Annotated in this window: 15 protein-coding genes, 1 tRNA gene and 1 riboswitch; of the genes, 13 read left to right on the forward strand and 3 right to left on the reverse strand. The window is 43.1% G+C overall.

Annotated elements, in window-relative coordinates:
- From Q7P41_RS00200 to Q7P41_RS00225, 6 genes are all read left to right on the forward strand, one after another.
- On the forward strand, positions 1-570 hold a 570-nt coding region (locus Q7P41_RS00200), incomplete at its 5' end, for a radical SAM protein (RefSeq protein ID WP_303881087.1).
- 2 nt (positions 571-572) lie between these two features.
- Complete coding sequence (locus tag Q7P41_RS00205; protein WP_303881088.1) at positions 573-827, forward strand: hypothetical protein; 255 nt, start codon at positions 573-575, stop codon at positions 825-827.
- Positions 824-976 (forward strand): hypothetical protein, encoded by a 153-nt coding sequence (locus Q7P41_RS00210; protein WP_303881091.1) that lies wholly within the window; start codon positions 824-826, stop codon positions 974-976. The genes Q7P41_RS00205 and Q7P41_RS00210 overlap by 4 nt, the downstream gene beginning before the upstream one ends.
- The gene (locus Q7P41_RS00215; protein ID WP_303881094.1) at positions 957-1130 is read left to right on the forward strand and encodes a P-loop NTPase; all 174 of its coding nucleotides are present in this window, start codon (positions 957-959) and stop codon (positions 1128-1130) included. Before Q7P41_RS00210 ends, Q7P41_RS00215 begins: the two co-directional genes overlap by 20 nt.
- Positions 1105-1608 carry a P-loop NTPase gene (locus tag Q7P41_RS00220; RefSeq protein WP_303881096.1) on the forward strand — a complete coding sequence of 168 codons (504 nt, stop codon included), beginning with the start codon at positions 1105-1107 and terminating at the stop codon, positions 1606-1608. The genes Q7P41_RS00215 and Q7P41_RS00220 overlap by 26 nt, the downstream gene beginning before the upstream one ends.
- Positions 1609-1887: 279 nt before the next feature.
- On the forward strand, positions 1888-2121 hold the full coding sequence (locus tag Q7P41_RS00225; RefSeq protein ID WP_303881097.1) for a thioredoxin family protein: 234 nt from the start codon (positions 1888-1890) through the stop codon (positions 2119-2121).
- 120 nt (positions 2122-2241) lie between these two features.
- Here Q7P41_RS00225 and Q7P41_RS00230 read toward each other — a convergent pair whose 3' ends face one another.
- Entirely contained in the window at positions 2242-3402 is a 1161-nt protein-coding gene (locus tag Q7P41_RS00230; RefSeq protein WP_303881098.1) for a permease, read from the reverse strand.
- 33 nt (positions 3403-3435) lie between these two features.
- Entirely contained in the window at positions 3436-3777 is a 342-nt protein-coding gene (locus tag Q7P41_RS00235) for a helix-turn-helix transcriptional regulator (RefSeq protein WP_303881099.1), read from the reverse strand.
- Between the two features lie 463 nt (positions 3778-4240).
- Between Q7P41_RS00235 and Q7P41_RS00240 the strand changes: the two genes are divergently transcribed.
- The 4 genes from Q7P41_RS00240 to Q7P41_RS00255 all read left to right on the forward strand — a co-directional run bounded on the left by Q7P41_RS00240 (position 4241) and on the right by Q7P41_RS00255 (position 7179).
- Positions 4241-5404, forward strand: coding sequence for an alanine--glyoxylate aminotransferase family protein (locus tag Q7P41_RS00240; protein ID WP_303881102.1), 1164 nt, complete (start codon positions 4241-4243; stop codon positions 5402-5404).
- A 44-nt stretch (positions 5405-5448) separates the two neighbouring features.
- Positions 5449-5536: transfer RNA gene (locus tag Q7P41_RS00245), tRNA-Leu, on the forward strand.
- Between the two features lie 330 nt (positions 5537-5866).
- Entirely contained in the window at positions 5867-6817 is a 951-nt protein-coding gene (locus tag Q7P41_RS00250) for an NAD-dependent epimerase/dehydratase family protein (RefSeq protein ID WP_303881105.1), read from the forward strand.
- A 23-nt stretch (positions 6818-6840) separates the two neighbouring features.
- Positions 6841-7179, forward strand: a complete 339-nt coding sequence (locus tag Q7P41_RS00255; protein WP_303881108.1) for an XRE family transcriptional regulator — start codon at positions 6841-6843, stop codon at positions 7177-7179.
- 38 nt (positions 7180-7217) lie between these two features.
- Here Q7P41_RS00255 and Q7P41_RS00260 read toward each other — a convergent pair whose 3' ends face one another.
- Positions 7218-7679 carry a universal stress protein gene (locus Q7P41_RS00260; protein WP_303881110.1) on the reverse strand — a complete coding sequence of 154 codons (462 nt, stop codon included), beginning with the start codon at positions 7677-7679 and terminating at the stop codon, positions 7218-7220.
- 540 nt (positions 7680-8219) lie between these two features.
- Between Q7P41_RS00260 and Q7P41_RS00265 the strand changes: the two genes are divergently transcribed.
- The 3 genes from Q7P41_RS00265 to Q7P41_RS00275 are packed head-to-tail and all read left to right on the forward strand — an operon-like array spanning position 8220 to position 10931.
- Positions 8220-9329, forward strand: coding sequence for a betaine/proline/choline family ABC transporter ATP-binding protein (locus Q7P41_RS00265; RefSeq protein WP_303881112.1), 1110 nt, complete (start codon positions 8220-8222; stop codon positions 9327-9329).
- Between the two features lie 13 nt (positions 9330-9342).
- The gene (locus tag Q7P41_RS00270) at positions 9343-9993 is read left to right on the forward strand and encodes an ABC transporter permease (RefSeq protein WP_303881114.1); all 651 of its coding nucleotides are present in this window, start codon (positions 9343-9345) and stop codon (positions 9991-9993) included.
- A 20-nt stretch (positions 9994-10013) separates the two neighbouring features.
- Entirely contained in the window at positions 10014-10931 is a 918-nt protein-coding gene (locus Q7P41_RS00275; RefSeq protein ID WP_303881117.1) for a glycine betaine ABC transporter substrate-binding protein, read from the forward strand.
- A 142-nt stretch (positions 10932-11073) separates the two neighbouring features.
- Positions 11074-11237, forward strand: a riboswitch (cobalamin riboswitch).
- Positions 11238-11515 lie beyond the last annotated feature (278 nt).

The following is an 11515-nucleotide window of genomic DNA, read 5'->3' on the forward strand; positions in this document are numbered from 1 at the left end:
AGTCTGAAAATTGATGCCCTTTCGCAAGACCTCTGGAAACGGATCGACCGCCCGCACCCATCCCTTGATCACGACGACATTCTTGCCGGCATGGAGGAATTCGCCAGCTTTTATAAAGGCACCCTGTGCAGCGAGACCATGCTTGTGAAGGGGCTTAACGACGGACCAGCGGAACTCGAAAAGGTTGCCCGGTTTCTTTCCACCAGCCTCAATCCAAGCAAGGCCTATATTTCCGTCCCCACCCGCCCTCCCGCCGTTTCATGGGTTCAGATGCCCGATGCCGAGACGGTCGCAATAGCCTATGCAATATTTGCAGAGCAAGGAATCGACACAGAAACGCTGACGGGCTACGAGGGCAACGCCTTTGTAGTCACCGACGACCCTATAGAAGAGATTTTAAACATCACTGCCGTCCACCCCATGCGCAGCGATGCTGTCAAAGAGGTTTTGCGTCGCAAGGGCTCCGACGAAAAAAGCATCGACCGCCTCGTCAGCGAAGGCAAGATCAGGCGGGTTCGATATGGGGATTGGGTCTATTATGTCCGCGTTATGAAAGAAGGGGAACAGTAAAAATGTCGAAATTTTCCCTTGACGTCCTGAAACGACATGTCTACCCCTTTACTATTCAGGAAAAGAAAGACTCCGACGTCGTCCTGGGATCGACCTTCGGGGAAGATGTAGCCGTGACGCGCATAGGAAATGATATGCTCTCGCCCCCACGTGGATCCAATAGTTGGGTTTTCGGAAGGGGTGCCCTGTTGACTCGAGCCTTAGCCATTTACCCTTATATCAGGATGATCAATTCGGAAAAGAGGAGGAGTTCATGATGAATGAAGCCCACGATAATGCGCCAATTGCTAAAACCAAAAACGAGGGCATAGATCGTGTGTTGGCTATAGGAAGTGGCAAGGGCGGTGTAGGAAAAAAGCTCTGTCACCGCCCTGTTAGCTGTAGCCTTGCGGCGACAAGGATTTAAGCTAGGTATTCTGGACGCAGACCTCACAGGGCCATCCATCCCAAAACTTTTAGGAGTGGATGGTAAGCCCAAGGCTGCTTTTTCTGGCTTGATCCCCCCCAGTTTCGCCAAAGCTTGGGATCCGCGTAATGTCCATAAATCTTCTCTTGGATGATCCATACAAACCTGTAATATGGAGAGGGCCCATCATAGCAAACGTAATAAAGCAATTTTGGGAAGAGGTAATGTGGGGAGAGATTGACTATCTATTAGTGGACTTACCGCCAGGCACTTCTGATGCTCCGCTTACAATCATGCAACTACTGCCTTTAAATGGTTTTTTGGCTGTCACTTCACCCCAGTCCCTTTCGGCCATGGTGGTAATCAAGGCAGTAAACATGGCCAATATGTTGTCCATACCAGTTTTAGGTGCGCTGGAAAATATGAGTTATGCTATATGTCCTTATTGCCATCAGACGTGGAAGCCCTTTGGTTCTAGTCACTCAGAAGAGCTAAGAGAACATGATATCCCTATTTTAGCTAAACTGCCCATAGATCCATCAATTGCTAAGCTTGGAGACGAAGGCAAACTTGAAGCCTATGATGACACAAAGGTAATGCAGACTCTCCTAACTGCAATAACAAGTAAGTAGCGATGGATGCGGCTCCTTCTTATAGAAGCTGATGTGTTTGCAGAAAAAAGCGTTAACACAATTGTGAGACTACTTGTCTCTAAATATGGATCCTTTAATGATAGTTTCGCTTTGATTTTTAGTTAACCTGCTTACGTGCCCTTTTGGACACACTAGGGAGTAGTTCCTAATAATCCTACACAAAGTTGACGCGGTTGAGGCAACTCGCAAGCTTGTTTCTAATAGACCATATGTGATATAATCGCCACATATTTTATGGACGAAGGAGTTGATTTTGAGTTGAAAATACAAGTTCTCGGCACGGGGTGCCCTAAGTGTAAGAAACTTGCCGATATGGCTGAAAAAGTTGCAAGAGAACTTAATCTCGACTACGAGCTTGAAAAGGTTACAGACATTAACAAAATAATATCCTTCGGAGTCATGACCACCCCCGCCTTGGTGGTTGACGGAAAGGTTGTTATTGCAGGGAAACTTCCATCGGAAGAGGCATTAAGAAATTTGTTGGGTAATTAGATATCTTGTAAGTATAATGTTTCATAAGCTACCTGCCTTAATGAAGAAATTTAACGCAATAAAGGCAGGTTCATCGATACATAATAACTATACCTATGAACATGGCCAAATTCCGCTTATTCAAAGATTACCATAAATTATTCCAGCCAGCGAAGAAAGCAGCACCACAAGAATTACGTATATAACAGTTTTTTTAGTCCCTAATACGGTTCTTATTACCAACATACTTGGCAATGATAGAGCTGGGCCGGCTAAAAGAAGGGCAAGTGCCGGTCCTTTGCCCATTCCTGCGCCTAAAAGACCTTGTAATATTGGTACTTCCGTTAGTGTGGCAAAATACATGAAGGCTCCAACGATCGAAGCAAAAAAGTTAGAAAAGATCGAGTTGCCGCCCACCAGATAAGAGACGTAAGCGCTTGGGATGATGCCTTCGTGTCCGGGGCGTCCGAAAAGAAAGCCTGCGATCAGTACGCCAACAAAAAGCAAGGGCAATACTTGAAGCGCATATCCCCAAGTTGCGTTGAACCATTCAGATCTTTCCTCCCTTGTAAACCATTTTTTTGTTGCGAAGGCCGCAAAGGATACGCTGATGAGGGCTAATATCCATTTAACGTCATAAAGGTATGCCCAAAAACCGATATTTGCCTCCGGAGCTGCAAGATTTGCGAATATCAAAAAGCAAATCATACTAGCCATAACTGATGCCGGTTGCCACAAAGGACGAGATGTGGTATCTTCGACCGAAACAGCAAAACTTTCCTGCCTTTTTTCTTCGTCTTTTCTAAATATAATTGACATCGCTAATCCGATGACTATGCTGAAAAGGATGGCCCCGATCGCTCTGGCCAAGCCCATCTCAAGACCCAGTACCCTTGCCGTTAAAATTATGGCCAACACATTAATAGCCGGTCCTGAGTAAAGAAACGTAGAAGCAGGGCCTATTCCGGCTCCCCTAGCGTAAATTCCTGCGAATAAAGGAAGAACGGTGCAGGAACATACGGCTAAAACTGTGCCCGATACCGCTGCAACGGAATAAGATATGAACTTTTTTGCATTGCTTCCGAGATATTTTATGACGGATTGTTGACTGATGAAAACGGAAATGGCGCCCGCTATAAAAAAAGCAGGGATCAAGCAAAGCAGAACATGTTCTCTGGCATATTCATGAAGCATTGCCAGGGCTTCCGAAGCGGCGATTGATACCCTAGGTGAATCTGCCGGTATAAAGTAAAAGAAGAGAAATGTAAGCAGGATCAATGCGAATTTTTTGCTGTCGCTCATTGGAATATCTCCCTTACTGCCTGTTTATTTTTGTTAAATTTCGTTGTTGTCTCTTGAACACGAACATTTGTAATCAAATTGAATTTCGACCTGATCGCCCAAAATGGTACGTTCTATGCATTGAAGCATAGGAACTAAGCAACGCAAGGTAAGTCTGTAATAGATGTATAATCCTTCCCGTCTTTGTTCGATAATTCCCAAATCTTTCAGGATGGCCAAGTGTTTGCTGACAGTAGTTCTGTCATAATCGAACAGGCTGGCAATTTCACAGGCACACATCTCTTTTTCGCCCAACACTTCAATGATTTCGATGCGGACCGGATGTCCCATGGCCTTTAATAACGTTGCCTTTTTACGTTGAGTTTCGATATCCATAGTTAATTTCCACCCCCTGATAAATATGTGGCAATATTATCACATATAATGCAAATGCGCAATTTGCGTTTTAGCCAGATTGGTATGGTTGGGATCTTTTGCTGGTATTATTAAGGGAAGGTAAGGCATCGTACCATTTACGTGCCATTTAGGATGCACCAGTGGGTAGTCCCTAAAAACCCTACACAAACTTGATGTGGTTACGATAGACTGCAGTCCCCCTCATGAATGATGAATGTTGTATGTTCCAATAGAATTGGATGATATTCCGGGTTTTTTATGGGAAGTATAGGTCGTAACTGCTAAAATTTTTGTTATGCGGAAAATATTGGATTATAATCTTTATAGGCGTCAAGGTGCATTTTCTTAACTAAACTTCACGAAGCATTAGGCATGGCAAGCAGGGCATCATCCCTGCGGTGGTAGTTGTTTATAGGTATTTTAATAAGGAGGTCGAACCGTCATGTTAAAACCACGTAAGCTCGTAATGATACCTGGCCCTACTCCGGTAGTGCGGTCAATTCAAGATCAAATGGGCCGCGAGACGATTGCTTTTGGAGACCCCGATTTTATTGAGGATTTCAAGAGTGTTGTTAGAGATTTAAAGGAGCTTTGGCAATGCAGCGGACAGGCGTTCGTTCTCGCTGGTTCCGGCACACTTGCAATGGAGATGGCAATAGCTAATATATCAAAGGCAGGAGACAAGGCGCTTGTGTGCTCAAATGGTTTCTTTGGCGATAGATATGCAGAAATATGCAGGCGACGTGGCCTGAAAGTGGATGTACTAAGCGCTAAGTGGGGAAGTTCAGTGACTCCCGAAGATGTCAAAAACAAGCTATCGGAGAGCAAATACGACATTGTAACAGTAACTCACGTGGAGACTTCAACAGGGGCTATGGCACCTATAGATGAAATTGGTAAAATTGTACAGGAACATGGGGCGTTTTTTGTGGTCGATGGCGTTGCTGCCTCTGGGGGTGTGAAAGAATATGTCGATCCTATGGGCATCGATGTGCTCATTAGTTGTTCACAGAAAGCCTTTGGGGTGGCTCCTGGATTAGCTATATTGTGGGCCTCTAAAAGGGCACTAGAGAAACGAAGATCACTAGGGACAATTCTTGATTCCTATATGGATTTCGAGAAATGGTTGCCCGTAATGGAAGATCCATCGAAATATTGGGGAACTCATCCTATTAATATGATATGGGCTTTAAAGGAATCTTTGAGGATTATAAAAGAAGAGGGCATTGAAGAGCGCTATGCCCGTCACGCAAGACAGGCGGTTATGGTAGACGAAGCCATCGCCTCCATGGGCTTTTCAATATTAGCTGATAAGGATTTTAGGGCTCCAACGTTATCGGTGTATCTTTACCCAAAAGAGGCCAACGTTGATGACGCCAAATTTAGGGCACTGGTATCTGAGGAAGGAGCTTATATTGCTTCTTGTCTTGGAGATTATGCCGGAAAGGGCTTCAGGATGGGTCATATGGGCAACATTGATAAGCATGTATTAGTGTCTGCAGTAGCTGCGATTGAGAGGGCAGCTATGCGCGTCGGAATTAGACTAGAGCCGGGCAAAGCCTTGGGCATTTTGCAAAAAGGTTTTGTAGAAGAAAGCTCCAATTAGGCCTAGACGCACAATTAATCTTATGATATCTTTAGCTTAGAGGTGCCGGGGTGGCGGAACAGGTAGACGCAGTGGACTCAAAATCCACCGGTACTTGGTACTGTGCGGGTTCGAGTCCCGCCCCCGGCACCAATGATGAAAAGGCCTGCCCTGATCGGCGTTTATCGCTGTAAAGGTTAGTTTGCGGAGGAAGTTTAAAAGGCAGTTCAAAGATGCGAGTCCACCAGTCATGAAAAACGTTGTTTTCTGACTCTCTCCCGTCACCAATGGGTGAAGGGAGAGAGTTTTTATGTCCGTAATTTCGTTTCGTTGTAATCTGTCTTTGTAAGACGCTGTATGAATTCATTTATTTTAAAAATAGCAGACTATAGATCGAAGTGTACTATCAGTGGATAGTATTTATTAAAAAAGCTATACTTATTCTTGAGAATGGCATTGATTAAGAAGGGAAGGTTAATTTCTATGTTCACAGTTTTAGTGACCGGCGGAGCGGGTTTTATCGGATCGCATGTCGTTGATACATTTATTGAAGAAGGACATAAAGTTGTCGTCGTGGATAACCTGACGCAAGGCAAACTTGAAAACATCAATTCTAAAGCCCTTTTTTATAATCTTGACATATGCGATGCAGCGCTAGAACACGTCTTTGAGAAGGAACGCCCCGATTATATTTGCCATCACGCTGCACAAATTGATGTAAGAAAATCGGTTGCCGATCCGCTGTATGATGCTAAGATCAACATTCTAGGGCTCCTGAATATCTTGTCTTCCTCGATAAAGATTGGCGTTAAGGGAGTGGTATTTGCCTCCTCAGGTGGTGTAGTCTATGGTGAACCAGATGTTTTGCCAGTGCCGGAAGATCATCCTAAGGGCCCGCTTTCGCCTTATGGTGTAAGCAAGCTTTCTTCAGAATATTATTTATATTATTATAATAGTGTTTTTGGGCTTCCCTATATTGCACTTCGATATGCCAATGTGTATGGCCCAAGGCAAGATCCCATGGGAGAAGCCGGAGTTGTTGCCATATTTACCAATAAGATGTTGCGTGGCGAGGAGCCCACTATCTACGGCGACGGTAATCAAGTGAGAGATTACGTGTTTGTAGGGGATGTGGCAAGGGCAAATTTATTATCTTTGCAACATTTAGACAAAATGGATTTCCCTTCCTCGATAGATGACCATGCCTTTAATATAGGAACATCTGCTGGCACATCAGTCAATGAATTGTACGCTCTTTTAAGTGAAATCATTGGTTTTACAAAAATGGCGAACCGCGAAGAACCTAGAAAGGGAGAACTGTATAAAATATATTTAGACATTAGGAAAGCACGAGAGGATTTGGGATTTAATCCTTCCGTCTCTTTGCGCGACGGTTTAAAAGCGACGATAAGTTATTTTAGTAAAATACGGTGATCTTGAACTGGGGAGTGAATCAAATGACTATACAAGGAATAAAAAAAGATCTCGCAAAGAAGGCCGCTAAGGCCATGGTTCCGCGCTTAAGAGAAGAATTCGTAAGTAAAGGAGGCCAGTTGGAGGATTTCGATGAGGAATTGGCTATAAGTAAATTGTGTGCCTTTTTTGAATCGCAACCTCCAGTTTTTTGGGATCAAATCGCTATCAGCGAAAATGCTTCTTTAGATGAAATTGCGCAAGATATAGCTGACAGTTTGGAGGAGGCAATTTATTTAGAAAAAATGTCGGCCAGAGATATTATTGACATGCTCATGGAAGAAGAAGGGATTTCACGGCGTCTGAAGAGTGTCAAACAATAATGAGAATTAGCCGGCAAAAGTGTCGTTCAAGACATTTGCTAAATCATCTCAAAACCAGGGCGGTAAATTAAAACTGAACAAGGTGCATGACGAGCGATAGTGGTTGTGGTACTTCCAATGAGAATATGTTCTATTGTGCTATGTCCTTTGTGCCCAACTATTATGAGGGAAACTCCCTCCTCCTTTGCCCTCTGAATGATCACCTCTCCCGGGGATCCCTCTTCGATTAAGATGCTGTGTTCGTGAGGAGACAAATCCTTAAATTGAGCCTCGGCCTTTTGAATCCAGTAGGATATTTTTTTGTGAGCAATCTGCTTGACTTCATCCCCTATTTGTGGCGGGATCCAGGGCTCATAACCTCTCCATATCGAAGAAATACGTGGCAGGACATGAATATATATTATTTCATCATTGAGTCTATGTGCAATGTTGTGGGAATAAGCGATTAATGATTCCGACATTTTGCTCATGTCAACACCAACCAATATTTTCCTTGTCAATTTTTATCACCTCACATCTTTAGATTTATCGAAAAATCGTGAAAAAACTCTTAAAGTCTGCAATCTTCATTACTAAATTACTAAAGCATGGTTTATCAACTAATCAGTCGTCTATTATTTTGTAAATAGAAGGGCACTTAAGAGCCAATCCCCCCTTTTAGTAAGCTCAGTAAAGATGAGACTTGGCGTTTGAATAGAAGGATTGAAAACAGATCCCGAATCATACTTTATCTACACTTTAAAGCCATTGTATCACAAATAAACACCCATGTGGCGAATGGAAGTGAAGATCATCTTTTGCCCATATTTTTGAGTTGCTGCCCCAGGAAAAAGATCATATTTTTAGTATTAGTCCGTATTTAAGTATTAATCTGTATGGTAACTTTGCGTGAAGGTTTCATGATTTATAATATGATATGTAATATAGTAAATGCAATTTATTTGTGTTTGAGTACAAAGGAGCTTTATATGCTTCGATAAAAGGTTGTTTCGGTCGTTGTGCTTTGACATGATGATTGTTTGTGGGAGTGTGGTTTAGGTTTGATACTATTTGAAAATGTTACTAAAAAATACGGCGATACCGAAGTTCTAAGGGGCATCGATCTTGAGATGCGAAGGGGCGAAATCACAATACTTATAGGCCCCAGTGGTTGTGGCAAGACAACCACGTTAAAGATGATAAACAAATTGACAGAGCCCACGGGCGGGAAAATTTTTATAGAAGGGCGAGATATTGGGGAATTAGATCCCATCGAACTTCGGAGGAACATCGGATACGTAATACAGCAAATAGGCTTGTTTCCTCATATGACTGTGGGCGAAAACATTGAGCTCGTGCCTTTTTTAAAAAAATGGCCCAAAGAAAAGAGGGTAAAGCGTGTTAGGGAACTATTGGAGCTTGTTGGAATGCCAGAGGCAGAATTCATGGATAGGTACCCAAGTGAACTTTCAGGGGGACAACAACAGCGTGTGGGCGTGGCGAGGGCTCTGGCGTCCGATCCGGAGATAGTTCTCATGGACGAGCCGTTTAGCGCTTTAGACCCCATTACGAGGGAACAACTTCAAGAAGAACTATTTAACCTGCAACAGGAGCTTCACAAAACTATAGTTTTTGTAACCCACGACATCGATGAAGCCCTCAAGTTGGGAGACAGGATTTGTATAATGAGAGACGGTCAAATTTTACAATTTGACGTTCCCGAGGTTTTGTTAAAAAGTCCAGCCCATGGATTTGTTGAAGAATTTATTGGGAAAAAACGTTTGTTGAGTTCGCCTGAACTCATGACAGCGGAAGATGTCATGATAAAGGATCCTGTGAAAGCACATCCCAAAAGAACGTTGGCTCAGGCTGTTGAGATAATGAGAAGCCACGGAGTTGACAGCGTGTTAATTGTAGATGAGGATAATAAACTTTTTGGAATAGCAACGGCAAGGGATATCAGCGAACGATTTGATGAAAAAAAGTATTTAGAGGAAATATATACAAAAGATGTCATACACGTTCCTCCAGATGAATCACTATCAAAAGTGTTGAAAATAATGGCAGAGAAGAAGATTGGTTATATCCCGGTTGTGGATGAAGAGGGCGTTTTGGTGGGTTTGATAACCAGGAGTTCTTTAATTAACGTTTTGGGCGAAAACTATTTTTAAAGGCGTGATAATTATGAATATTTTGAGCGAATACATAAGTTTTATGCTTGAAAGACAGGATCAAATTTTATCTTTAACGGGTCAACATATATATCTGACATTCACAGCGGTTTTCCTGGCAATTTTGTTTGCTGTTCCGCTGGGTATAGCGATAACCAGATTTGAGAAAGTCGCTGGCATAGTCGTCGGAATTGCCAATGCCGTTCAAGCATTGCCCAGTTTGGCGCTTTTGGGCTTTTTAATTCCTATCATGGGGATTGGCTCTAAACCATCGGTCGTCATGATATTTTTGTATTCCCTACTTCCGATCATAAAGAACACTTATACCGGCTTGGCTAACGTTGACAGTGCAATTTTAGAAGCGGGAAAGGGAATGGGCATGACGAACTGGCAATTGATGAGAATGGTACAACTACCCCTGGCTTTGCCTGTAATAATGACCGGGGTGAGGATATCTGCAGTTACGGCGGTAGGATTAACAACTATCGCTGCCTTAATTGGCGCTGGTGGTCTTGGCCAGCTGATATATCGCGGCATTTCCATGGTCAATAACAAAATGATAATTACGGGTGCTGTTCCGGCCATGGTACTGACTTTGATCGTGGATTATTTGTTAAATATTTTAGAACGGGCGGTAACGCCCAAGGGGATAAAGAAAAAATAAAAGAGCAGGAGGAGATTTAAGTGAAAAAGTACACGTCAATAATGTTAGCAATTCTTTTTGCCTTCGCTCATATCGTTTCTTTTAGCGGTCTGGCTTATGGCGCAAGCCCCGCCTCAGGGATCATCGTGGTGGGCTCCAAAAATTTCACCGAGCAGATGGTAGTGGGCAATATTGCAGCCGAATTACTCGAGGCACAGACCAATTTAAAAGTCGAAAAAAAGTTGCATTTGGGAGGCACTAACGTCTGTTTTGAGGCATTAAAAAGAGGAAGCGCAAACAACGGCATCGACATTTACGTCGAATATACGGGCACTGGCTTAGTCAATATACTTCAAATGGAAGCGAAGACCGACCCTCAAAAAGTATATGAGACGGTGAAAAAGGAATTTAAAGATAGGTGGAACCTGATTTGGCTTGAGCCTTGGGGTTTTAATAACACCTATACCCTTGCCGTTAAGGAGGAATTTGCAAAGCAAAACAACATAGAGACTTTCTCCGATCTGGCTAAATTTGCTGATCAATTAATCTTTGGTTGCACCATGGAATTCATGGAGCGTCCTGACGGATATCCTGGCTTTAAAAAGGCCTACGGTTTTTCCTTCAAAGAAGCAAAGGCTATGGATGTAGGCCTAATGTATGCCGCGATTGACAACGATCTAGTCCAAGTTATAAGCGCTTTTGCTACCGATGGATTGCTTGTAGCCCATAACCTCAAGATTTTAAAAGACGATAAAAAATTCTTTCCTCCCTATCATGCAGCGCCTTTGGTTAACGGCGAAGTTTTAGAGAAATATCCTGGCATCGCTGAGGCCCTTAACAAACTTGCAAACTCAATAACCGATGAGGACATGCAAAAATTAAACTACAAGGTTGACGGCGAAGGCAAAGATCCTGCTCAAGTAGCCAGAGAATTTCTAAAAGAAAGGGGAATTATTTAGTTTTTAATCCAGCGTGTGATTTTAGCGATCTGTCATTGTGCGAGTTTGCTTTAAAAATACAAAGGATCATCTAAAAAGTCAATTTTATTGAGCAAGTTGATTTTTTGAAATTCGGAGGCTAAGATAGTAAGCGGAAAAAATAAAATAACATGATCGTTTCGGTAACGGGAAACCGGTGAAAGTCCGGTGTGGCCCCGCCGCTGTAACTCTGACGAAATCGCAATATTGCCACTGCCTTTAGGTGGGAAGGCGCGAAAAGTAGGAAGAAGAGAAACCAGAAGACCGACCGAAATGATAGTAGTGCCAGCGTCGTGCGGGGGCGTGACGTGGCAGGGAAAAAGGGGTAACCTGTCGATTTATGGCAGGTTACCCCTTTTTTAATTTTAATAGATCTGATGTAACGAATGGAGGGAAGGCATGTGAGGTTAATTTTACGGTTTTCAAAGTTAGCAGCTTTTTTAGGCGTTCTTTTTCTTTTAAGTGTTACGGGCGAAGTTTTAGCGCAGGAAGAACCTATCACTGTGGCCCCAGAACTTGTGACCGGAAGCAGATTGGCCGAATCTCTGGATGAGGTCCCCCAGGCT

The sequence above is a fragment of the Acetomicrobium mobile genome (assembly GCF_937920065.1).

Coding starts and splice junctions, on each gene's coding strand:
- Q7P41_RS00205 (WP_303881088.1), top strand. CDS start 573: ATGTCGAAATTTTCCCTTGACGTCCTGAAACGACATGTCTACCCCTTT.
- Q7P41_RS00210 (WP_303881091.1), top strand. CDS start 824: ATGATGAATGAAGCCCACGATAATGCGCCAATTGCTAAAACCAAAAAC.
- Q7P41_RS00220 (WP_303881096.1), top strand. CDS start 1,105: ATGTCCATAAATCTTCTCTTGGATGATCCATACAAACCTGTAATATGG.
- Q7P41_RS00230 (WP_303881098.1), bottom strand. CDS start 3,402: ATGAGCGACAGCAAAAAATTCGCATTGATCCTGCTTACATTTCTCTTC.
- Q7P41_RS00235 (WP_303881099.1), bottom strand. CDS start 3,777: ATGGATATCGAAACTCAACGTAAAAAGGCAACGTTATTAAAGGCCATG.
- Q7P41_RS00240 (WP_303881102.1), top strand. CDS start 4,241: ATGTTAAAACCACGTAAGCTCGTAATGATACCTGGCCCTACTCCGGTA.
- Q7P41_RS00250 (WP_303881105.1), top strand. CDS start 5,867: ATGTTCACAGTTTTAGTGACCGGCGGAGCGGGTTTTATCGGATCGCAT.
- Q7P41_RS00255 (WP_303881108.1), top strand. CDS start 6,841: ATGACTATACAAGGAATAAAAAAAGATCTCGCAAAGAAGGCCGCTAAG.
- Q7P41_RS00270 (WP_303881114.1), top strand. CDS start 9,343: ATGAATATTTTGAGCGAATACATAAGTTTTATGCTTGAAAGACAGGAT.